Annotated in this window: 22 protein-coding genes; 18 read left to right on the top strand and 4 right to left on the bottom strand. The window is 58.0% G+C overall.

The window, feature by feature from the left end:
* The coding region (locus PMI09_RS01840; protein WP_007788282.1) for an ATP dependent DNA ligase at positions 1-532 on the top strand (532 nt) is incomplete at its 5' end.
* A 323-nt stretch (positions 533-855) separates the two neighbouring features.
* Here PMI09_RS01840 and PMI09_RS32750 read toward each other — a convergent pair.
* Both PMI09_RS32750 and PMI09_RS29650 read right to left on the bottom strand, forming a co-directional pair.
* Positions 856-1,254, bottom strand: a complete 399-nt coding sequence (locus tag PMI09_RS32750) for a GFA family protein (RefSeq protein ID WP_007788279.1) — start codon at positions 1,252-1,254, stop codon at positions 856-858.
* 67 nt (positions 1,255-1,321) lie between these two features.
* Entirely contained in the window at positions 1,322-2,524 is a 1,203-nt protein-coding gene (locus tag PMI09_RS29650; protein ID WP_007788278.1) for a GGDEF domain-containing protein, read from the bottom strand.
* 438 nt (positions 2,525-2,962) lie between these two features.
* Here PMI09_RS29650 and PMI09_RS01830 point away from each other — a divergent pair, with 438 nt between their 5' ends.
* Both PMI09_RS01830 and PMI09_RS01825 read left to right on the top strand, forming a co-directional pair.
* Positions 2,963-3,217 (top strand): hypothetical protein, encoded by a 255-nt coding sequence (locus PMI09_RS01830; RefSeq protein WP_007788277.1) that lies wholly within the window; start codon positions 2,963-2,965, stop codon positions 3,215-3,217.
* Between the two features lie 213 nt (positions 3,218-3,430).
* Positions 3,431-3,622, top strand: coding sequence for a DUF6494 family protein (locus PMI09_RS01825; RefSeq protein WP_007788276.1), 192 nt, complete (start codon positions 3,431-3,433; stop codon positions 3,620-3,622).
* A gap of 300 nt (positions 3,623-3,922) precedes the next feature.
* On the opposite strand, the gene PMI09_RS01820 is transcribed toward PMI09_RS01825, so the two are convergent.
* Positions 3,923-4,261, bottom strand: a complete 339-nt coding sequence (locus PMI09_RS01820; protein WP_007788275.1) for a winged helix-turn-helix transcriptional regulator — start codon at positions 4,259-4,261, stop codon at positions 3,923-3,925.
* A gap of 158 nt (positions 4,262-4,419) precedes the next feature.
* On the opposite strand from PMI09_RS01820, the gene PMI09_RS01815 reads away from it, so the two are divergent.
* The 8 genes from PMI09_RS01815 to PMI09_RS01785 all read left to right on the top strand — a co-directional run bounded on the left by PMI09_RS01815 (position 4,420) and on the right by PMI09_RS01785 (position 12,017).
* Positions 4,420-5,166, top strand: coding sequence for an SDR family NAD(P)-dependent oxidoreductase (locus PMI09_RS01815; RefSeq protein WP_007788274.1), 747 nt, complete (start codon positions 4,420-4,422; stop codon positions 5,164-5,166).
* 226 nt (positions 5,167-5,392) lie between these two features.
* Positions 5,393-5,731: a hypothetical protein gene (locus PMI09_RS01810; RefSeq protein ID WP_007788273.1), complete on the top strand. Its 339-nt coding sequence runs from the start codon at positions 5,393-5,395 to the stop codon at positions 5,729-5,731.
* Between the two features lie 753 nt (positions 5,732-6,484).
* Positions 6,485-7,228, top strand: coding sequence for an SDR family NAD(P)-dependent oxidoreductase (locus PMI09_RS01805; RefSeq protein ID WP_007788269.1), 744 nt, complete (start codon positions 6,485-6,487; stop codon positions 7,226-7,228).
* Entirely contained in the window at positions 7,225-8,133 is a 909-nt protein-coding gene (locus PMI09_RS01800; protein ID WP_007788267.1) for an RNA polymerase sigma factor, read from the top strand. The genes PMI09_RS01805 and PMI09_RS01800 overlap by 4 nt, the downstream gene beginning before the upstream one ends.
* Positions 8,134-8,490: 357 nt before the next feature.
* The gene (locus PMI09_RS31140) at positions 8,491-9,030 is read left to right on the top strand and encodes a hypothetical protein (RefSeq protein ID WP_007788265.1); all 540 of its coding nucleotides are present in this window, start codon (positions 8,491-8,493) and stop codon (positions 9,028-9,030) included.
* 153 nt (positions 9,031-9,183) lie between these two features.
* Positions 9,184-9,648 (top strand): hypothetical protein, encoded by a 465-nt coding sequence (locus PMI09_RS31135; protein ID WP_157213316.1) that lies wholly within the window; start codon positions 9,184-9,186, stop codon positions 9,646-9,648.
* Positions 9,649-10,419: 771 nt separating this feature from the next.
* A complete protein-coding gene (locus PMI09_RS01790; RefSeq protein WP_037081510.1) occupies positions 10,420-11,256 on the top strand; it encodes an alpha/beta fold hydrolase in 837 nt (278 codons plus the stop codon).
* 83 nt (positions 11,257-11,339) lie between these two features.
* Positions 11,340-12,017, top strand: a complete 678-nt coding sequence (locus PMI09_RS01785; protein ID WP_007788262.1) for a gamma-glutamylcyclotransferase — start codon at positions 11,340-11,342, stop codon at positions 12,015-12,017.
* 21 nt (positions 12,018-12,038) lie between these two features.
* Here the strand turns inward: PMI09_RS01785 and PMI09_RS01780 are convergent, their stop codons facing one another.
* Positions 12,039-12,938 (bottom strand): LysR family transcriptional regulator, encoded by a 900-nt coding sequence (locus PMI09_RS01780; protein ID WP_007788259.1) that lies wholly within the window; start codon positions 12,936-12,938, stop codon positions 12,039-12,041.
* Between the two features lie 117 nt (positions 12,939-13,055).
* On the opposite strand from PMI09_RS01780, the gene PMI09_RS01775 reads away from it, so the two are divergent.
* From PMI09_RS01775 to PMI09_RS01745, 7 genes are all read left to right on the top strand, one after another.
* Positions 13,056-13,988 carry a VOC family protein gene (locus tag PMI09_RS01775; protein ID WP_007788258.1) on the top strand — a complete coding sequence of 311 codons (933 nt, stop codon included), beginning with the start codon at positions 13,056-13,058 and terminating at the stop codon, positions 13,986-13,988.
* Positions 13,989-14,060: 72 nt separating this feature from the next.
* Positions 14,061-14,978 (top strand): LysR family transcriptional regulator, encoded by a 918-nt coding sequence (locus tag PMI09_RS01770; RefSeq protein ID WP_007788257.1) that lies wholly within the window; start codon positions 14,061-14,063, stop codon positions 14,976-14,978.
* A 753-nt stretch (positions 14,979-15,731) separates the two neighbouring features.
* Positions 15,732-16,421 carry a hydrolase gene (locus PMI09_RS01765; RefSeq protein WP_007788253.1) on the top strand — a complete coding sequence of 230 codons (690 nt, stop codon included), beginning with the start codon at positions 15,732-15,734 and terminating at the stop codon, positions 16,419-16,421.
* A 66-nt stretch (positions 16,422-16,487) separates the two neighbouring features.
* Positions 16,488-16,775: a XapX domain-containing protein gene (locus PMI09_RS01760; protein WP_007788251.1), complete on the top strand. Its 288-nt coding sequence runs from the start codon at positions 16,488-16,490 to the stop codon at positions 16,773-16,775.
* The gene (locus tag PMI09_RS01755; protein ID WP_007788250.1) at positions 16,775-18,757 is read left to right on the top strand and encodes an amidohydrolase; all 1,983 of its coding nucleotides are present in this window, start codon (positions 16,775-16,777) and stop codon (positions 18,755-18,757) included. The genes PMI09_RS01760 and PMI09_RS01755 overlap by 1 nt, the downstream gene beginning before the upstream one ends.
* 162 nt (positions 18,758-18,919) lie before the next feature.
* Positions 18,920-19,363, top strand: a complete 444-nt coding sequence (locus PMI09_RS01750) for a DoxX family protein (protein ID WP_007788249.1) — start codon at positions 18,920-18,922, stop codon at positions 19,361-19,363.
* The gene (locus PMI09_RS01745) at positions 19,360-20,958 is read left to right on the top strand and encodes an MFS transporter (RefSeq protein ID WP_007788248.1); all 1,599 of its coding nucleotides are present in this window, start codon (positions 19,360-19,362) and stop codon (positions 20,956-20,958) included. The genes PMI09_RS01750 and PMI09_RS01745 overlap by 4 nt, the downstream gene beginning before the upstream one ends.
* Positions 20,959-21,053 lie beyond the last annotated feature (95 nt).

Raw genomic sequence — 21,053 nt, 5'->3', positions numbered from 1 at the left:
GGGCGGATTGCCTCGGAATCCGCAGGCTGTGCGCCTATCTGACGAGATCGACGGCGACGGAATGGATATCTTCGAAGCAGCAAGAGAGCACGGCCTCGAAGGCATCATCGCAAAGAACCGCGACAGCGCCTACATATCTGGTCGGACCAGTGACTGGATCAAGATCAAGACGACCCAGAGCGACAGTTTTATCATCGTCGGCTACGAGCAGTCGGGCGTCGCACGCGCCGGGATCGGCAGCCTTATTCTGGCTGCTCGGAAGGCAAATGACTATGTCTACGTCGGTTCGGTCGGAACAGGGTTCAACGAGCAGAACGCCGACCAGCTCCGACGCAAGCTGGACCGGTTGAAACGAAAGCGTCCTACCATTGAGTATACGGGCCGGGGAAAGAACCTGGTGTGGGTCCAGCCCACGCTGATCGCGGAGATCGAGTACCGAGCATGGACGCATGACGGGAAGCTTCGCGCGGCGTCGTACAAAGGACTGCGCGATGTTCAGGACAATGCGGCTATCTACGAGATGGAGAGCTAGTTGGCAGCAAGTACCATCACCTTTCGAAGCAACGTGGCAACCGGAACAGTGTCGGAGAGAGCGTCGTTCTGAATTTCAGCCAGCAGGCCCATGCGGAGTATCCTTCTACGTGGGCGCAATTTAGACATTCCGCCAAACGTAAAGAAGAGTTTTGTCCCTTGATGCGGGCCCAATCGCTGAAGCATCGCTTTGGCCCTATGAAGGGGTCGGATCCTTGATAAGTACCGTCAGACGCCCTGATCGCGCGGCGCAATGACAAGGGTGCCTTTTGTGCGCATGCTCCAGACTCGCCTGCGCATGCAGAAAGGGACTTCACACACACGTCAGGTGGAAAGCGGCAGCTCTGGTAGGTCGTCTGGAACACGATCCCAAGGAGCATGCTTATGCGGAAAGAATGACCACGTCGGCTTGAACACTGACGGATCGTCAAGCGTGCCTGCGTAGATGTTTATGAAGTCGGGAATGACTTCAGGTGTGGCAAACAGAAGACTGCCACAGGCGGGACAAAAGTGGCGGACTGTAATCTTCCCACTTCCCCCCGGTGCCGCGTAGCTTCTTGTAGCACCAATAATCGTGACTTTCTCGCGGGGCATACTCATCGCGGGAACATGGCCCGAGCCGGAAGCCTTTTGGCAATCACGGCAATAACACACCAATGAGCATTCCGGATCACCTTCACACTCGTATCGCACCGCGCCGCACAAACAGCCACCTGCTATCATCACCATCTCCTGACCCGCATACGAAGCGCCGCCGTGCGTTATTCCGTCTTGGACGCATACGACCGCTTCATTTCGACACCCTAGACGAGGCAGCAAACAGTTTGCCCATATCGCTGCTGATGGTGTCTGGCACGCCGTGAGGACTGCGAAAGAAGACCGAATTCCGACCGGCTTCCTTAGCTGCATACAGAGCGCTGTCGGCCCGATCGACGGCGGGGTCGAGGGTGGTTTCGCACTCATCTATAGACGAGATGCCACAGCTCACCGTAACGCTATGGGCCAGCCCCTGCTTTCGCCAATCCCTTGCCGCGAAACCGCTCCGGATCGATTCTGCGATGCCAACCGCGTCTTCAATCGAAGCGTGCGGAATGAACGCTACGAACTCCTCGCCGCCAAATCTGGCAATGCGGCCACACGAAGCGACGTTGCGCTCTAGCTCGTTCGCAAGCGCTCGAATGACCCGATCACCCATTGCATGACCATACGTGTCGTTTACACCCTTGAAATGATCTATGTCGCAGATGATAAGCGCCCCCCGAGGAGTGCCTGAATCGAAATCACTTAAGATCGCGTCTCTAAATCCCCGCCGGTTGAGAAGCCCGGTTAGTTCATCGGTACTAGCTGCCGTCCTGTGTCGGTCGATGGCCGCAGTTGCGCTTGCTCCAAGAGCCGTAAACGGGAAGAACATACATATGGTGATTGTGCTGACAGTCACTTCGAGATTGTAGAGCGATGTCGCGAAATCACTCAAGTTGTCGCTGGAATTCGAAAAAAAGGTGAAAAAGACCGTCCGAACAACACAGTCGAGGACAACAATCCAAGTTGTTGCAATCAATGCTTTATCGATCGCACGGGAGGCTCTTCCAGTTACCACACAAATAGACCAGCCTAGAAGGAAGGCAAATCCGGCATCCGTAAGAAACAACTGGTCGACCAAGCTCGCCTTCCAATAAACCGCGTAGACCAATGCGATTGTGTAGCACGCGACAAAAGCCAAACGCGGGCCGTTATGCTGAAGTGTCTTGAAGTGCTCCATTAGGCCGCTGCCATAGCAATAAGCTGCTCCAATGAAGATCATCCCGGAAGCGAATGCCGCGAAATACGGTTCGGTGAAGAAAGTCGAGACAACGAAGCCTGCGGCAGTTTGAGCGAACCCAGCGGCCCATTGCCAGGCCGGGGTGACCTTCAGACGCCAGAGCAAAAGAAACGCGAGCGCAACGATGCTGAACAAAACAGGCGGAATGTATAAGATAAGACTGCTGTCGCCCATGATAGGCAGCACCCAGAAACAATTGATTTTATTAAAGTTCGATAGAAGGCTAGGTCATTTAACTTAACGGAAGTTGAATCCCTCCAACGACGTGGGTGTCCGATAAGTATCGCCGAGTAGCCCTTCGATTAGTGAACGCAAATGCAGTGTTCAGCCGGTCGACCTGACCGTCAGTGTCCGGGTAGCTTGGGCGGCCTGCGGAATAGAATGCGTGCTCCACATGGCTGAATGCCGTTCACCGTTCCGTCGATTCTCGCCTTTCGATTACCCAACGGCAAGACGCTATTCAACCTTAGCCTGATGACCGCGTCACACTGCGTCTTTTTGTCGTGTGATCAGTCCAAATTGCCAGATTGCTGCTGCTTAACCATTCGTTAACCATAGCTCCTTAGCTATCCGAAAGCGAAACGCCGTCGGAAGAATTTCGAGGAGGACGCTATGTCGCTCGCCACCATGCCCGGCAAAATACGGCTATATGGCAGTTATGCTGTCTTAGTGATGACGGAAGGAAACCTGCATCAGACAGTATGCATCTCTAATGATGCAATGCCTGCTGGCGCAGGAGATATGATCCAAGGTATCCTCCGCTATCTTCATGTGTATGAGAGTATTGCCGATCGCAAGTTCTCAGAGGGCCAGCTGGCATATGACGGACGGGTGTGGATAACCGCTTCTGACATGACCTTGCACTAACGACGGCGGTCATCGGCAGGTGACCGCTCTGCGCCACTTCGGGACCTTGCCACTGATGTCGCAAAGGTCGCGTCTCGACCCAAAGCCGCCCCTACGCCGATCTAGTTGACCGAAATTCTTCACACCGGATTCTGTGGCACGGCGCGTCACTACCTGCTTCCTTGACGATTTACCTTCCATTACAATCTCTTTCGCACATAGAGGAGTTCCGCCATGAGCGAAGACGCCTTCAACATGTCGATCCGCAAATTCCTGAAGGAAGTCGGCATCACGTCGCAGCGCAAGATCGAGGAGACGGTGCGCAAGGGGCAGGTCGGCGGCAAGAAGTTGAAGGTCCGCATAACGCTAACGGCGGAAGGCACCGGGCTTAATCACGTGGTGGACGGCGAGATCGAACTTCCGTAGGCCGGGCGAAGTGATGGAGTGAAACGTCCGGCTACGCCAAGTTCATGGTCCACCCCAGCGCGAATCGAAGCATGTCCGCAATGGGCCCGGAAGGCGACAACGCGTTCGGCCGGAACGCGCCAAAAGCGGTCTTGGCTAGCTTTCGCTCTACGAGCGTCAGCTTGCAAAACCAGTCGAGACGCCGCCTCCAACGCACCATGTTTTCGGCGACGGTTCTCGAATGCGTCACCCAGTAAGGGCCTAATCAGCTAACGCCGTTTTGTTCACCGCCCGGGTCGTTCGCGGACTTCGGCCAGGCTTCTAGGCTGTAAGCAAAACGCTTGCTACGTGCTGTCGGTTCAGCGTGCCCCACTCGCAAAGCGGAATCAAAGCGCGCACGAGCGTCTCGCCGAACGGCGTGAGCGAGTAGTCTACCATCGGCGGCACCTGCTGATGATCATGACGGATCAGCACGCCAACCGCCATGAGTTCGCGTAACTGCTGGATCAGAACCTTCTCGCTGATGCCTTTTACCAGACGTCTGACCTCCGCGAACCGCTTTGGCCCGCCTTGGAGATGATACAAGATCAACGGTTTCCATTTGCCGCCGATGACCGCCAACGAGACGTCGAGGCCACATGTGCTTTGAACATCGTTCATCGAATTTTTCTCACACTTACTTTTTTGTATGTACTACCGCCGATGTTAGCTCGTGTCCATATCGCGTTGTGATGGAACGCCACAACGCGGCTTCCGTCACCCGCAAGAGATTGGCCCCGCTGCCATCTCATAGATCGACAGCACTGTGGAGAGAAGTAATGGAAGACAACATGGTAGCCCTCGTAACCGGGGCGAACAAAGGACTTGGAAAGCAGGTCGCCAAGGAATTGGTCGATCACGGATACATCGTTCTGGTCGGCTCACGCAATTTGGCCAACGGGCAGAGGGCCGCCGAGGAGATAGGGGAAGGTGCATCCGCCATAGAACTTGACGTCACCGACCCGATCAGTATCGCGAAGGCGGCGGAACGAGTCAGTTCCGAATTTGGCCGCCTCGATCTCCTCGTCAACAACGCTGCGATCATCCAATCAGGCCGCTATGCATCGGGTCAGGAAGTCATACGCGCGAGCGCAGCGAGTGTCGCGCCGCTGGACGAGATCCGGGCGGTCTTCGAGACCAACGTCTTCGGCGCTCTCGCCGTCACGCAAGCGATGCTACCACTGATCCGATCTTCATCGTCGGGGCGGATCGTGAACGTTTCCAGCGGTGTGGGTTCACTGACGCTGAATTCCGACCCGAACTTTCCATTCCGGTCCCACTTCGGTGTTACCTATCCCGCATCCAAGGCAGCGCTCAACGCCATGACCTTGGCACTTGCGATCGAACTTGAGAACACCGGCGTCAAGGTCCGTGCGGTCAGTCCAAGCTACACCGCAACCGCAATCAACGATTTCCAAGGAACCGACAGCGTCGAGGTGGGCGCGCGCCCGCTTGTTCTGGCCGCGTTGGACATGGAGAGCCCGACGGGAAGCTTCACTGGGCCGGAAGGCCCATGGCCTTGGTGAACCGATGCCGGCAGTGATGACAAGCAGACACGGGAACGCACTCAAAAGGCACTTGAAAAAATGATTGAGTTCGAGCTTGCAAGCCGCGCTTCGAGGGGCGGAAGCCGTAGAGCGAACTGTCATGACCGCTATGGGCCCGAAGGCGGCCCTGGCGCGGGGCAACGGGTGATTTTCCATGCGAGACGTGTAAGCTGACCAACAATCTAAGCATATGGAGAAAGCACCAGTGCCACGTTTTCTTGCCGTTTACACTATGAAGCCCGAAGACCTCTCGTCTTTTCGAAGACTGCCAAAAGCCGAGCAGGATGCAATTGACGCCATTGGCATAGCGCAGTGGGCAACGTGGGAGGAAAGAAACGCTGCGTTCATCCTTGATCGTGGCGGCATGGTCGGCAAAACGACCCGTATCACCAAGGACGGGGTCGCCAAAGCTGTAAACCCGTTCTGCGGTTACCTGGTGGTCGAGGCGGAAACCGCTGAGGCCGCCGCACGGCTGTTTGAGGACCACCCGCACATCACAGTGTTTCCTGGTGATGGCGTAGATATCATGCCATTTGTAACCTGAGCGCCTTCAGGCGAGCATAACCGCCTCCGATCCGGGGGGGCGGAACGGTGGATGGACTGCAAAAGGCTCGTCATGAACTGGAAAACGGTGGCATCCGCTTTCGGCTGACAGTACTGCTGAGCCTTCGGCCTTGTTACGCCACAAGCGCTCACATCAATCCGACTATCTCGCACGGAATGTTCGAAAGGCCAGCCAACCTGTGGTGGCAGCGAGCACTGGGCTGGCAGGTGCGGCCCACGCCATGCCCCACATAACGGCCTCCGCATCGCTGCATTGTACGGCTTCGGGGCAGCCGCGAAAGGAGTAATCACTCCAGGTAGCAAACCCTGCGAGCTGAGAATCAGAAATACAAGCGTGGCACCAACGGCGATGGCGCACGCAATCAGACCGGTGCCTATCTTCGCAGCCTCAGATATCCGGTCGCAATTGCCACCAGCATAGGGGAGAGCGACGGCAGCTTCGCGGCGCGAAGTTGCCGTTTGCTGCCATCCTGGGAACATCACCAAAGCCACGAAGATAAGACCTCCGTTGTGTCTGTCCACGAAGTGGGCATCGCAGGATCAAGCCGCACTTGCCGGTCTGTGTTGATCCGTTCTAGGCCGAGGTCGATCACCGTCGAATTTCGGAGGAGTCAGACTTTTAGACGCTGGCCTCCGCAAATCGCTGTTGGCGATGACTCTTTTCACCTCGTTGGAACGTCGTTGTTGCGACCGTCGTCGAGCGGTCGGACTCGAGCCAAATGAGGACTGAGAGATGGATCTGGAAGGAAAGCGAATCGTGGTTGTCGGCGGGAGCCGCGGCTTGGGGAGGGGGCTCGCCGAGGCATTTGTGGTTCGCGCGGCCGAAGTCACCGTGGTAGCCCGAAACGCGGCTGCCGTGCAGGGGCCAGGCGAGCAATCGACCGTCACCGCCATATCGGCTGATGCAACCGATGTCGACACGGCATGGCGGATCATGGAGCAGACGCGACCAGATCTCGTCATCATGAATGCTGGAGCGGAACCGCCCATGGAACGGATCGACCGGATTGGCTGGCAGGCATTCACGACCAACTGGAATGTGGACGTCAAGGCCGCGCTGCACTGGGTACAGGCTGCTCTGACGTTGCCGATGACGCCGGGCGGGCTTGTCGTCCTGGTCTCCAGCGGAGCCGCCGTGCAGGGGTCGCCGCTATCGGGCGGTTATGCGGGAGCCAAGCGCGCGCAGTGGTTCATTGCAAAATATGCCGAGGGCCTGTCGGCGGAACTCGGCCTGGGTCTGCGCTTCCGGGTCATCGTTCCCCGGCAGATGTTCGCCGGAACCGGTGTGGGCGATACCGGCATCGCGGCCTATGCCGCGGCGGCGGGTCGGACATTCGCCGAACAGGCCACCACCTGGCCGGACATGACGCCGCGGGCTTTTGGCGATATGGTCGCCGAGCTGATCGGCAGGACGGGCCTCGCCGAGGCCATGGTCTACGCGGTGCGTGGGGATACGGGTGTGACGGTCATCGAATGACAGAAGACGCTGCTCTCGAAGACGAAGAGAGGAAAACTCTGCTCGCGGCCCTGGCCAGGGAAGCGGACGCGCTTCGCCCCGAACTGCACCGCTATGCTGCCCGTCTGGTGGGTTCGGTGATCGACGGCGAGGATGTGATTCAGGACGCGTTTGCCAGGGTATTTGCGACGGCTGGCTCGATCCCGCCGGGCACGCCGCTGCGACCCTGGCTATTTCGCATTGTCCACAATCGAGCCATAGATGCCCTGCGCCAGCGCAGTACGCTCCGATCGGAGCCCCTCGAGATGGCTTTCGATCTGGCCGATATCAGCGCCGTCGGTCCGGAGGACGCGCTGATCCGGCAGGACGCGGTGCGGGTCGCCCTGGGCCACTTTGCAGAATTGCCGGTGCCGCAACGCAGCGCGGTGATCCTCAAGGATGTGTTGGGAGAGTCGCTTGCGGACATCGCAGCGCTGCTGGAACTGAGTGTCGATGCCGTCAAGGCCCATCTGTCGCGCGGTCGGGCAAGATTGCGCGCCATCTCCGACGTGCGGTCCGAGGTTCCGCCACCGCCGCGTCCCGAGGTCCTGAACTTTGCAGCGCTCTTCAACGCCCGAGACTGGGACGCTTTGCGTCGCATGCTGGCGCAGGATGTTCGGCTTCGTCAGGCGCGACGGCCGGAAATCTCTGGTGCCGCCGACGTCGGTCGATTTTTCACCTATTATGCCGAATATCCGCGGGTCAGGATCGAACCGGCTTGGCTGGAAGGCCGGGAGATATTGCTGGTATCAGCCGAACCGTCGGGCGGTCCTTCATATTTCATGCTGCTCGAATGGCTCGGGCAAAAGATAAGCCTGATCCGCGACCATCGCTATGCGACCTATGTCATGGACGGTGCGGACGTCATGCTGGCCGCATCGCGGTGACCGACATTGATTAAGACGCGCTTTCTCGAGGTCCAATTGCGGTCATTGGCTGTCTGCGCTTTCCAGGGGTCCGGCCCCACACTTCGATATGATTGCCTCGGTCGACGCTAACCCATGTACGTTGGGAGAGTTCTGCCAGTCACGGTGCTCACATTGGCGACCGCCCAGTCGATGACCCGTAAACAGATCATTGCGCGATTTATGAAACCTATTGATGTCATTTCATTTGACAACTTTTGGTAATCTGAGTTCCGATGGAAGGAGACGGCAATCCTGGGTAAATAAGTTGATACCTACGTCACATCGCATGTAGAAGTGGGGGATTGATAATGTCGAAACCGCGCCTTGGGGGCAGCCGTGGGGATCATTTCCAATCAATTGCTATCTGTCAGCGTTGCCGCAGCAATTCTTTTCGCGCTTTCGCCGCTCGATGGCGATTTGACTTTAGCATCGCAAACTAGCGCCATTGTGCGAATTGCCAAAGAGAGTGGTGACGCGGATTTGGCTCACTCGCTCTTGAAATGGCCGACTGTCGAGAGCTGCATCGACCTAAGCTCCAATCTCACTTTGGAACCGCAATGGCAGAAATTCCGTGAAAAAAGCGACCTTTGGGTGTGTTTTTTTCGGATCATCGAAGAACTTCAAAGCGAAGACAAGATCAGAACATGGCTTGCTCAATTCGATATTAAATTAGTTGAATCGTCTTATTCTCGGCTTGGCCCTGATGGACGCACGCTAGGTTTCGTATGCAGTAAAGTAAACCGAAAATGCAAAATAAAATGGAATACAGTAGAGGCGACTATTCCATACGCAATTACACCTTATGCGTTTGGATTTATAGCATATTATAATGGTGAAATACTAGACGATTTTAACGTTACAGTAGAGAGAGAATAAACATCGCCACAAATCGATCGAAGTTGATTATATGACTGATATACGACCTGCTGGAAAGCTTATTTCTATACCTTCGTCAGATGTTATTTTGGTCACCTTCAGTTAGTCTATGATGGTATTGAGCTAGAGGCGCAAGCGCCCAAGCTTCTTACCTTGGGGCATTGGGTTGTAGAGCCGCACAATTCGCCGTTCGAAGTTCCAAACGATGACTTCTCTCCAGCGCACTACGCGGAAACGACGATCACTTTTAGTCACGGTGAGTCGCCGGATGATGTCTGGGAGCTTCTTCTCCAAGTTCGTGACGACATCGCTGAAATTGCCAACACGCTTCCGCATGATTTATTTTTCAACAGCAACTCGTATGCCAACACTCTCCTTGCCGCTGTGGGCGTGGCGACGCAGAATTTCATACCTTATCCGGCGGCAGTTGATTGGGCATTCATGTCGAATTCCATCCCCAAGCTTCGGGTGTATCTTTGCCCTCCAGGAAATCAAACTCATGAGCGTCGATTAGTGTTTCGCGACTACCGCCGTCGCAACGACGATGTCGCTAAGGAGTGTTCGTTTTTGAAGAGGCGGCCTGCTGATCAGCGGCTTGCTGGAACAGTTCCCATATGACGGAGATCGCTACACGTCAGAAAAACCCAGTTCGTTCAGGAAATCGCGGGCAGAGCGCTCGGGAGGTTTTAGCGACGGCAACCTGCCGTGCACGCTGTCGAAAATCTGTTACTCGAGATTCTGGCGCCGGCCCGTTCCGGTCGCGGCACCGTCATCTGCGACTGTTGCCGCCGGGCAAGAAGCGCGAGCGACTTCGACGAGGACGGGTGCGGCATCTGCTGCGGGTGCCTAGAGTCGGACGCGCTCCTCGTTGAGCTGGGCGCGAGCGTGAGGGGCGACGAGCGGTCAGCGGGCTCCCGATTGGGCTTTCAGGCATGGGAAGCGTGTTACGCAACAGTCACCGTTGGTATTCGCCGAGCGATCGCAGCCTAACCTGCCGAACGTAACGCTGGCTCCGTGTTTATTCACGTGCTCCGCACGTAACTGGCAGAGCGACCACAATGACAGCACATCGCCGGTCAGAAGCAGGACCCCACGATAGGAAGCCAACGCCCATTATTGCATAACGGACAATAAAGTGAAAACTATTATCGCAATTGTGGGTTTGTGGATCCCGCCGCATTATCCATCCGTCAGACGAACTCAGCGTCGCCTGAAGTTCTCAATCACCAAATCGCAGGACGCGAGATGACCCAGAGCCTTTCTTCCATGACACGCAGGGGCGCACTGCTCTCCGCAGGCGCCGCCGCAGCGAGCATGGCAATTTCACCCACTCTCAGCTTCGCAGCCACGGCTGCTCCCGCCACCAACCCAATCGAAGGAAACAAGACAATGGCATATGTAACCACCAAGGACGGCGTTGAGATCTTCTACAAGGACTGGGGTCCGAAGGACGCGCAGCCGATCGTCTTCCATCATGGCTGGCCGCTGTCGTCGGACGACTGGGACGCACAGATGCTGTTCTTCCTCTCGAAGGGCTATCGCGTCGTCGGCCATGACCGCCGCGGTCACGGCCGTTCCGCTCAGGTGGCCGATGGTCACGACATGGATCATTACGCGGCCGATGCCTTTGCCGTCGCAGAAGCGCTCGACCTGAAGAATGCCGTACATATCGGCCACTCGACGGGTGGCGGCGAGGTTGCCCGCTATGTGGCCAAGCACGGCCAGCCCGCCGGCCGCGTCGCCAAGGCGGTTCTCGTCTCCGCCGTACCGCCGCTGATGCTGAAGACCGATAGCAATCCGGAAGGCCTGCCAATCGAAGTCTTCGATGGTTTCCGTTCGGCGCTCGCCGCCAACCGCGCCCAGTTCTTCCGCGATGTTCCGGCCGGTCCTTTCTATGGCTTCAACCGTGATGGCGCGGCGGTTCAGGAGGGTGTGATCCAGAACTGGTGGCGTCAGGGCATGATGGGCGGTGCCAAGGCCCATTACGACGGCATCAAGGCCTTCTCCGAAACCGACCAGACGGAAGACCTGAAGGCGATCACGGTTCCGACGCTCGTCCTGCACGGTGAAGACGACCAGATCGTTCCGATCGCGGACTCGGCGTTGAAGTCGGCCAAGCTTCTGAAGAACGGCTCGCTGAAGACCTATCCAGGCTTCTCGCACGGCATGCTGACAGTCAATGCCGACGTGCTGAACGCCGATCTTCTGGCCTTCGTTCAGGCCTAAACAAGACACGGAGCCGCGATGTGAAAGCAATCGCGGCTCCGATCTTTTATTGAACACAGAACGAATTTCTGAACGGGACCATGATGCTGTTGACCCCAGAGCTTGTTGCCCTGACGTTGCGAGACGTCCTGGACGATGGCCCAGAACCGGGCTGGACACCACTCTCCGAGGCGGAACTTGACTGTCTCGTCGACAGGATTGAACGAGAAGTAGGCGGCGAACCGATTTGGGTCTTCGCTTACGGTTCCCTTATCTGGAATCCTGAGTTCAAGCCGACTGCCCGAATGCGAGCATCCGCATATGGATGGCACCGATCGTTTTCGCTGAGGATCGAACGTTGGCGGGCAACCAGCGAACAACCAGGCCTGATGATGGCTCTCGAACGCGGCGGGAGGTGTGATGGCGTAGTACTCGGGTTATCGGAAGAGCGTCGCCGCCAGGATCTCCGTGCGCTCGTGGCGCGCGAGATCAAGTACCACGAAGTCGCCGACATGGTCCGGTGGGTTCGCGTGCAGACGCCTGAAGGCATGAAGAACGCCCTGACATTCTGGGCAAGTACCAGACGATCCGGCCTCACCAAGCCATTGCCGATCCAGACCACCGCGGACCTCATCGCAAACGCCTGCGGGCAAGGCGGATCGTGCGCGCAATATCTGCACAACACGATCGTTGATCTTGAGGCCGAGGGGATCCGAGACCGAAACCTCTGGCACCTGCAGGCGCTCGTGGCCGAGCAGATCAAGGCAAAGCAAGCGGCCTGAGGTCGTCGTCCTAACTGAGCGTCAATCCAGCATGACCATGTGCGCCGGGACCTGCTCTTCGAAGAACTTCGAGAAGGATGCGATCCGGGGAGGCAGGGCCTGATATGGGGGATAGTAAAGCGTCAGCCACAACTCTGGGGGTGCCCATCCTTTAAAGACCTGTACCAGGCGTCCGGTGCGCAGGTATTCGGCGATGTGAAAGCCCGGTAGCATGGCAACGCCCGCACCGTCGGCGGCCATGTCCGCCAGAACCTCGCCACTATTGGCGCTGAAGGCCCGACCTGCCGAAATCGTCATGCTGGATCCACCATCCGACAGCACCCAGTTCTCGCGCCGGCTCTCACCGCTATAGGCGAGGCAGTCGTCAGGTGTCAGTTCGTTCGGGTGCTGCATTTCGACGAACCGACTCCCGGGCGCCGCGACAAGAATCCGAGGGACGACGCGGATCTTGCGCCAGATCGTGAACTTGTCCGATGGTTGGGATGAGATGCGGATCGCCAGGTCGTAGTCGTCATCGACGATGTTCACCAATCCATCGGACAGCGAAATCTCGAAGCTCATCTTCGGATATCGTTCCTTGAATCCTGAAAGGATCGGCGGCAGCACTACCTTGCCGAACCACGTCGGCGCACTGATCCGAAGCCGTCCCTCATCGGCCTTGTGCGCGTTCATCACCTCGCGCCGCGCGTCTTCAAGCGTCTTCACCGCGGGCTGGATCTGCGCGGCGAAGATGGCCCCATCAGTCGTTAGTGATACCTGTCTAGTCGTGCGAACAAAGAGCTGCACGCCAAGTTCCGCTTCGAGCGCGGCGATCGCCCGTGTCACGGCTGCGGGTGTCATGTCCAATTCGCGCGCGACCTGGGCGAAATTCCGCTTTTCGGCAGCGAGGAGGAAGGTTCGGAGTGCTTTGTAGTCGTTCATATCATTGTTTCAAATTTGGCAATTCAATCACAAGGAATATTGCAATTCCGCGCGGTGATCAACGGGCCTACATTCATATCAACACTTGAACACCAACGCTGATTGAAAGGCACTGACATGATCAAGGACATCAAGGGACTTCACCACGTGACTTCGATGGCATCGGACGCGCGGCAGAACAATCACTTCTTCACCGACACGCTGGGCCTGCGCCGCGTCAAGCAGACGGTCAACTTCGACGATCCGAGCGTCTACCACCTGTACTACGGCGACGAGAATGGTTCCGCAGGCACGGTGATGACCTACTTCCCATTCCCGAACATGATGCTTGGTCGTCCGGGCGCGGGTGAGGTCGGTGAGACGCAGTTCTCGGTTCCAAAGGGCTCGCTGAAGTTCTGGCAGGATCGCTTCGCGGCTCAAGGTGTCGACGGTCTGGAAACGGATACTGTCTTCGGTGCCAACCGTCTTCGCTTCATGGGTCCGGATGGCGACGCTCTTGCGCTGATCGAGTCCGCCGACGACAACCGCGCGCCATGGCTGGCGGATGGAATTCCCGACGATGCGGCCATCCGCGGTTTCGCCGGCGCTCGCTTCAGCCTGCATGACACCGCAGCGACGGAAGAGCTTCTCGGCTTCATGGGTTACCAGCGCGCCGAGAAGGAGGGCGACGTGACTCGCTTCATCATCCCCAATGGCAACGGAGCGGATACGATCGATCTCGCATCCCTGCCGAAAATGCCCTTTGCGCGTCAGGGGGCGGGATCGGTTCACCACATCGCGTTTGCCGTCGACAACCGCGAGAAGCAGCTCGAGGTGCGCAAGGCCTTAATGGACACAGGGTACCAGGTCACGCCCGTCATCGATCGCGACTATTTCTGGGCGATCTACTTCCGCACGCCGGGTGGCGTTCTGTTCGAGGTTGCCACGAACGAGCCGGGCTTCAATCGCGACGAAGACACGGCTCAGCTTGGGGAAGCGCTCAAGCTACCGGGCCGATATGAAGCTTTCCGCGATCAGATCCAGGCAAATCTCGAGCCATTGGCTGCCTGACAATACCACTCAAAACTGGTGGCATTTCGAATTTTGGACGCCGCACACATAAATTTCGATGGAGAGATGACAATGGATCAATTGGGAGCGATCAGAGCCTTTGTTCGCGTCGTCGAGGCCGGATCCTTTGCAAAGGCTGCAGACACGATGGGTGCGCCACGGTCGACCGTGAGTAAGCTTGTTCAGGATCTAGAGGCAAGCTTGAGCCTCAAACTGCTCGAACGCACGACACGTTCAGTCACAGTGACACCTGAGGGAGTTGCTTACTACGAGCGTGCCATTCGCCTGATCGCCGATTTCGACGAAATGAACAATGAGGCGAGCCGTGGGCGCCTAGCCACCAGGGGAAAACTTCGGGTTGACGTAGGAGGGACCTTCGCGAATGCGATTCTGATCCCTCGGTTGCCAGAGTTTTACGCGCTCTATCCAGAGATCGAGTTGCATCTTGGTGTAACAGAACGTCAGGCCGACATCGTCGAAGAGGGCATAGACTGCGTCATTCGTGCCGGCGATCTGCCCAGCGCATCTCTTGTTGCGAGGAAGTTATGCAGCGTTGAGATAGTGACCTGCGCAACCCCGTGGTACCTCGAAAAACACGGGGTGCCAGCTTCGCCATCGGATCTGCAGCGTGATCATATTTTCGTGCAGTACTTTTTTGCACGTAGTCTGAAAGCTGCACCCGTTCGACTGATTAAAGGCGATGAGAAAATAGAGATCTACGGCCCCATCAAGCTCTCCACCAGTGATGCGACGGCGCATTTGCATGGAATATTAGCAGGACTGGGTATCGGGCAGACATTCGAATTCTTGGCACGGCCCCATATCGCTCGTGGCGCCCTGGTCCCAATCATGAACGATTGGGCGCCACCACGTTATCCTGTTCACATAGTAAGGCCAGCGGGCCGGTTTCCGAGCCTTAAGTATCAGGTCTTTGCAGACTGGGTTGCGGGCGTGTTTTCTGCCTACGACGATGATACCGGCACACCTTAGTGGCTTTGTCCATATCCATGGATAGTTACTCCACAATGACGGGCTTCTCCCATCTCTCCTTTGAAGATATTTCCCACGGCTGATTTGATCCATCGTCGGACAGCGCCGAGTGTGTGATGGCCCTATCCTGTATGGGAGGTGCCGTGACATGGCGCTCGTCTCCTGGTTCGGCATAAATCGACCTATGAATTTGGAGCAACGCCTGTTGAGACTAAGCAGAAGACAAAGGAATCGCGATATGGAACCCCTGCGCGTACAGCGTACTCACCATCTAGTCGCGTCAATGCTCAATGGCCAACTGCCAAGCATTTCGCGGCTCACACTGCGCTCTCCTGTTGTCCACGGGCTGTCTCGCCCAAGCGAATTCAGCCAAATCGCTCCACGCCGAATAGCGTGAACAGCGACACTGCAAACTACCTCAGCGCCGCCAGTCCGAATGAAATTTTCTTGAGTAAATTTTGGACCGAATGGTCGCGTAAAGCAGCCTCGTGCGACGTCCGCAGGTCAACCGAACTTCCAAGTAATTATTGCGACAAAGGCAACTCATTCGCAATTAATATTGCAATTTTGCCCAAGCGCAAATCACACTACGTTTCCTTTCAGCAGCCGAGGCAACGAGTGAATGAAAGCATCGGTTTCGACCTACTCAGGGCCTTATGAGCCGTGTTCCAGGACATGGTGTCCGTCCGACAGGCCCTGCCCAGTTTATAACCCGCCGCATTCGCGGTCCAAACAACCGAAGAGGAAAATATCATGTCCAAGCTCGAAGTTCTCACTCCCGCCAACAGCCAGTTGATTTTCATCGACCAACAACCTCAGATGGCTTTTGGCGTTCAGTCGATCGACCGCCAGGTACTGAAGAACAATGTCGTCGGCCTCGCCAAGGCCGCCAGGATCTTCAACGTCCCGACCACGATCACCACGGTCGAGACGCAATCCTTCTCGGGCAACACGTTTCCGGAATTGCTTGCCGTCTTTCCGGAGAACGACCTCCTCGAACGCACCTCCATGAACTCCTGGGACGATCAGAACGTCCGTGACGCGCTGGCGAAGAATGCCGCCGAGGGCCGCAAGAAGATCGTCGTATCCGGTCTGTGGACGGAAGTGTGCAACACAACCTTCGCACTCTCGGCTCTGCATGATGTTCCGGATTATGAGATCTACATGGTCGCGGATGCTTCCGGCGGCACGTCCTCAGACGCGCACAAATACGCGATGGACCGGATGGTTCAGGCAGGCGTGATCCCTGTCACCTGGCAGCAGGTCCTGCTCGAGTGGCAGCGCGACTGGGCCCGCAGGGAAACCTACGATGCTGTCACCACCCTCGTGAAGGAGCATTCCGGCGCATACGGCATGGGCATCGACTACGCCTACACGATGGTTCACGGCGCAGAGGAACGCGTCAAGCACGGCAAGCGCATCGGACCGAACCCAGCCAAGTAACGGCCTGATCAGGCCGCTCCGATAACCCCGTCGGAGCGGCCTTTCCGTAATCGTGAAGGACAACCCATGAAAATCTATCTCCTGTCTCTCGGCGCAGGCCTGCTGGTCGGCATCGTCTACAGCCTCCTGAACGTCCGCTCGCCGGCTCCGCCTGTCATCGCCTTGGTCGGCCTTCTCGGCATTCTCGTCGGCGAACAGATCATCCCTTTCGCAAAGACCTTGTGGAGCAGGGAGCCTGCAGCCGTTTCATGGCTTCATCAGATCAAGCCGCACATGTTCGGCCACCTACCGAAGGGCAGCGATCGGATCGACCTCGCCCATCAGGCAGCGGTAAAAGCGGAGGAGCGGAGCTGATGACGACTCGTCGATCCTTTCTTGGGGGCGCGTCGAGCCTGGCGTTCTCGAACCTCTTCTCCCCGGCGAAAGCCGCCGATCCCAACCAGACCGGAGTAGACACCATGCATCCCGACCTGATCCTCCACAACGGCCACGTGACGACCCTTGACCGGACCAATCCGAACGCCACGGCGATCGCCATCAAGGATGGCCTGTTTCTCGAAGTCGGGTCCGATAGCGAGATTATGGCGCTGGCTGGTGCCAACACGAAGATCGTCGACCTCAGGGGCAAGCGCGTCCTGCCGGGTCTGATCGACAACCACACCCACGTCGTTCGTGGTGGCCTGAACTACAACATGGAGCTGCGCTGGGACGGCGTTCGGTCGCTCGCCGATGCGATGGACATGCTGAAGCGCCAGGTGGCGATCACGCCCGCGCCGCAATGGGTTCGCGTCGTCGGCGGCTTCACCGAACACCAGTTCGCGGAAAAGCGCCTCCCGACCATCGAGGAGATCAATGCTGTCGCGCCCGACACACCCGTCTTCCTTCTGCATCTCTATGATCGGGCGCTGCTCAACGGTGCGGCTCTCCGTGCAGTCGGCTACACCCGGGACACGCCGAACCCGCCCGGCGGCGAAATCACGCGCGATGTCAACGGCAACCCGACTGGCATGCTGCTCGCGAAGCCGAATGCGGGCATTCTGTACTCGACGCTCGCCAAGGGGCCAAAGCTTCCTCTGGACTACCAGGTCAACTCGACCCGTCACTTCATGCGCGAACTGAACCGCCTCGGCGTGACAGGCGTGATCGATGCGGGCGGGGGCTTCCAGAACTATCCGGACGACTACGAGGTCATCCAGAAGCTCTCCGATGAGAAACAGATGACGGTGCGTCTGGCCTACAACCTCTTCACCCAGAAACCCAAGGAAGAAAAGCAGGACTTCCTGAACTGGACGCAGTCGGTCAAATACAAGCAGGGCAACGACTACTTCCGCCACAACGGTGCCGGTGAGATGCTCGTCTTCTCGGCTGCCGACTTCGAGGATTTCCGCCAGCCCCGTCCGGAAATGGCTCCGGAAATGGAAGGCGAGCTGGAAGAGGTCGTCCGCGTACTGGCAGAAAACCGCTGGCCCTGGCGTCTCCACGCCACCTATGACGAGACCATCTCCCGCGCCCTCGATGTGTTCGAGAAGGTCGACAGGGACATTCCGCTCGAAGGACTGAACTGGTTCTTCGACCATGCCGAAACCATCTCGGATCGCTCGATCGACCGCATCGCCGCACTCGGCGGTGGCATCGCCACTCAGCATCGTATGGCCTACCAAGGCGAATACTTCGTCGAGCGATACGGTCACGGCGTGGCCGAGGCTACGCCGCCGATCCGCCGCATGCTCGACAAGGGTGTGAATGTCTCCGCAGGCACCGATGCGACGCGCGTTGCTTCCTACAATCCGTGGGTTTCGCTGTCGTGGATGGTCACCGGCAAGACTATCGGCGGAATGCAACTCTATCCGCGAGCCAACTGCCTCGACCGGGAGACCGCGCTGCGCATGTGGACTGAGAAGGTCACGTGGTTCTCCAATGAAGAGGGCAAGAAGGGCCGCATCGAGAAGGGTCAGTTCGCCGATCTGGTGGTGCCGGACAAGGACTTCTTCTCCTGCGCCGAAGACGAGATTTCGTTCCTCACCTCGGAACTGACCATGGTCGGCGGCAAGATCGTCTACGGTGCAGGCGACTTCAAGACGCTCGACAAGAACGACATCCCGCCCGCGATGCCCGACTGGTCGCCAGTACGCAAGTTCGGCGGCTACGCGGCCTGGGGCGAACCGGAGGGCGCGGGCGCTCGATCCTTGCGCCGCACCGCCATCTCCACATGCGGATGCGCCAGCGATTGCGGCGTGCACGGCCACGACCATGCCGGAGCTTGGACATCCAAGCTTCCGATCGCCGACCTCAAGGGGTTCTTTGGCGCACTCGGTTGCTCCTGCTGGGCCGTCTGACGAGCCTTAGCTCGGGTGGCATCCAGTCACCCGAGCATCACTTCATAATTGCTGCTTTTGCAATTAAATCGAAACTATTGCTGCAATTGTTGGCGCCGCTGCAACCAGTCAATATCGCTCCATCAAAAGCAGCCGCTCGCGGCGAACATGCAGGAGCAGATTATGACCCACCTATCCCCCACGTCGAACCCGATCCTAAGCGGCCTGACGCGCATCATGGCCTCTCCGATCACGCGAACCGTTTCGCTGCTCGCACTCTGCGCTGCCTACATACAGGGTCCGCTTACCAAGATCTTCGACTTCAACGGCGCACTGGCTGAGATGGATCATTTCGGTCTTCATCCTGCCGCGTTCTTCGCGGTCGCCGTCATCGTGTTCGAGCTGACGGCTTCTGCCATGGTGGTATCGGGCTTCTTCCGTTGGGCTGGAGCATTGGCCCTCGCGGGCTTCACGCTCATGGCAACGTTCATCGCCCTACGCTTCTGGGAGATGGCTCCTGGCATGGATCGCATGATGGCGACCAACGCTTTCTTTGAACATCTCGGCCTCGCCGGCGCCTTCGTCTTCGTTGCAGCGTTTGACCTCACCAAGGGAGCAGGCGAATGAGTGCCGCAAAATCATCCGGCGGAACCTTCGCGCCCCTCGCACAGCCAGTCTTCGCCGTTCTGTGGATCGCCACCGTCCTTGGCAACACCGGAACTTTCATGCGCGACGTCGCCAGCTCCTGGCTGATGACGGATCTTTCGGCATCGCCGGCCGCGGTCGCCATGGTCCAGGCGGCCGGAACCCTGCCGATCTTCCTGCTTGCCATTCCTGCGGGCGTTCTCACCGACATCCTTGATCGCCGCAAGTTCCTGATCGCCGTCCAGCTCCTGCTGGCATCCGTCAGCATCTCGCTTATGGTCCTGTCCCAGACGGGCATGCTGTCGGTCAGCGCGCTGATCGGTCTGACCTTCCTCGGCGGCATTGGCGCTGCTCTGATGGGACCGACATGGCAGGCCATTGTTCCCGAACTGGTCAAACGCGAGGACGTCAAGAGCGCCGTGGCGCTGAACTCGCTCGGCATCAACATTGCCCGCTCCATCGGGCCTGCCGCGGGCGGCCTGCTTCTCGCAGCCTTTGGAGCCGGGATCACCTACGGCGCGGATGTCGCAAGCTACGCCGTGGTGATCGCAGCTCTGGTCTGGTGGCCACGGGCGAAGAATGCAAACGACGCGCTTCAGGAGAACTTCTTCGGTGCCTTCCGTGCCGGACTTCGCTACACCCGCTCCAGCAAACCGCTGCATGTCGTCCTTCTGCGGGCCGCCATCTTCTTCGCCTTCGCCAGCGCCGTCTGGGCGCTCCTCCCTCTCGTCGCCCGGCAACTGCTCGGTGGTGATGCCAGCTTCTACGGCATCCTACTTGGAGCGGTCGGAGCTGGTGCGATCGGTGGAGCCTTGGTCATGCCGAGGCTTCGCGAACCCCTGAGCTCGGACGGTCTGCTTCTTGGCGCAGCACTGATCACCGCAGTCGTCTTGGGTGTTCTGTCGCTTGCCCCGCCGAAGATCGTCGCCATCATCGTTCTTATGTTCCTCGGGGGCGCATGGATCACCGCCCTGACCACGCTCAACGGCGCAGCGCAGGCTGTTCTACCCAACTGGGTGCGCGGTCGTGGTCTTGCCGTCTACCTGACCGTCTTCAATGGTGCGATGACTGCTGGAAGCCTCGGATGGGGTGCTGTCGCCGAAGCTGTCGGCATCCGGTCTACCTTGCTCATCGGAGCCGCTGGACTGCTTGTCGCCGGGTTCATCATGCACCGCGTGAAGCTTCCTGCAGGCGATGCCGACATGGTGCCGTCCAACCACTGGCCTGAGCCACTTGTTGCGGAACCCGTTGCCCATGACCGTGGTCCGGTTCTGATCCTGATCGAGTACAAGGTCGAGAAGCAGCACCGCAGCGCATTCCTGCACGCCATCGATCATCTTTCCATCGAACGCCGCCGCGATGGTGCCTATGGCTGGGGTGTCACCGAGGACTCGGCTGACCCGGAGAAGATCGTCGAATGGTTCATGGTGGAATCCTGGGCTGAACATCTTCGCCAGCACAAGCGGGTCTCCAATGCCGACGCCGACCTGCAGGGCAAGGTGCTGACCTACCATGTCGGTCCCGAGAAACCTGTTGTCCGTCACTTCCTGACGATCAATCGGCCTGGTGCCGCATAACGAAAACGCAAAGGGCAGGCGGCTTCGGCCGCCCTTTCCATTATGTCGCCTGGCGCAATGAATTCGAAACAATTGATGCAATTGTGAGAGCAGAC

Source organism: Rhizobium sp. CF122, from assembly GCF_000282035.1.
GTDB lineage: Bacteria > Pseudomonadota > Alphaproteobacteria > Rhizobiales > Rhizobiaceae > Rhizobium.
Note: the sequence above shows the minus strand (reverse complement) of the source record. Positions and strands in the feature narration are given on the sequence as shown.

What these genes read in the sequence shown, in the direction of transcription:
- PMI09_RS01830 (WP_007788277.1), top strand. Translation starts at nt 2,963, where the DNA reads ATGTCGCTCGCCACCATGCCCGGCAAAATACGGCTATATGGCAGTTAT.
- PMI09_RS01780 (WP_007788259.1), bottom strand. Translation starts at nt 12,938, where the DNA reads ATGAACGACTACAAAGCACTCCGAACCTTCCTCCTCGCTGCCGAAAAG.
- PMI09_RS01800 (WP_007788267.1), top strand. Translation starts at nt 7,225, where the DNA reads ATGACAGAAGACGCTGCTCTCGAAGACGAAGAGAGGAAAACTCTGCTC.
- PMI09_RS32750 (WP_007788279.1), bottom strand. Translation starts at nt 1,254, where the DNA reads ATGATAGCAGGTGGCTGTTTGTGCGGCGCGGTGCGATACGAGTGTGAA.
- PMI09_RS01820 (WP_007788275.1), bottom strand. Translation starts at nt 4,261, where the DNA reads ATGAACGATGTTCAAAGCACATGTGGCCTCGACGTCTCGTTGGCGGTC.
- PMI09_RS29650 (WP_007788278.1), bottom strand. Translation starts at nt 2,524, where the DNA reads ATGGGCGACAGCAGTCTTATCTTATACATTCCGCCTGTTTTGTTCAGC.
- PMI09_RS01775 (WP_007788258.1), top strand. Translation starts at nt 13,056, where the DNA reads ATGATCAAGGACATCAAGGGACTTCACCACGTGACTTCGATGGCATCG.
- PMI09_RS01760 (WP_007788251.1), top strand. Translation starts at nt 16,488, where the DNA reads ATGAAAATCTATCTCCTGTCTCTCGGCGCAGGCCTGCTGGTCGGCATC.
- PMI09_RS01755 (WP_007788250.1), top strand. Translation starts at nt 16,775, where the DNA reads ATGACGACTCGTCGATCCTTTCTTGGGGGCGCGTCGAGCCTGGCGTTC.
- PMI09_RS01750 (WP_007788249.1), top strand. Translation starts at nt 18,920, where the DNA reads ATGACCCACCTATCCCCCACGTCGAACCCGATCCTAAGCGGCCTGACG.
- PMI09_RS01765 (WP_007788253.1), top strand. Translation starts at nt 15,732, where the DNA reads ATGTCCAAGCTCGAAGTTCTCACTCCCGCCAACAGCCAGTTGATTTTC.
- PMI09_RS01825 (WP_007788276.1), top strand. Translation starts at nt 3,431, where the DNA reads ATGAGCGAAGACGCCTTCAACATGTCGATCCGCAAATTCCTGAAGGAA.
- PMI09_RS01745 (WP_007788248.1), top strand. Translation starts at nt 19,360, where the DNA reads ATGAGTGCCGCAAAATCATCCGGCGGAACCTTCGCGCCCCTCGCACAG.
- PMI09_RS01770 (WP_007788257.1), top strand. Translation starts at nt 14,061, where the DNA reads ATGGATCAATTGGGAGCGATCAGAGCCTTTGTTCGCGTCGTCGAGGCC.
- PMI09_RS01805 (WP_007788269.1), top strand. Translation starts at nt 6,485, where the DNA reads ATGGATCTGGAAGGAAAGCGAATCGTGGTTGTCGGCGGGAGCCGCGGC.
- PMI09_RS01785 (WP_007788262.1), top strand. Translation starts at nt 11,340, where the DNA reads ATGCTGTTGACCCCAGAGCTTGTTGCCCTGACGTTGCGAGACGTCCTG.
- PMI09_RS01790 (WP_037081510.1), top strand. Translation starts at nt 10,420, where the DNA reads ATGGCATATGTAACCACCAAGGACGGCGTTGAGATCTTCTACAAGGAC.
- PMI09_RS01815 (WP_007788274.1), top strand. Translation starts at nt 4,420, where the DNA reads ATGGAAGACAACATGGTAGCCCTCGTAACCGGGGCGAACAAAGGACTT.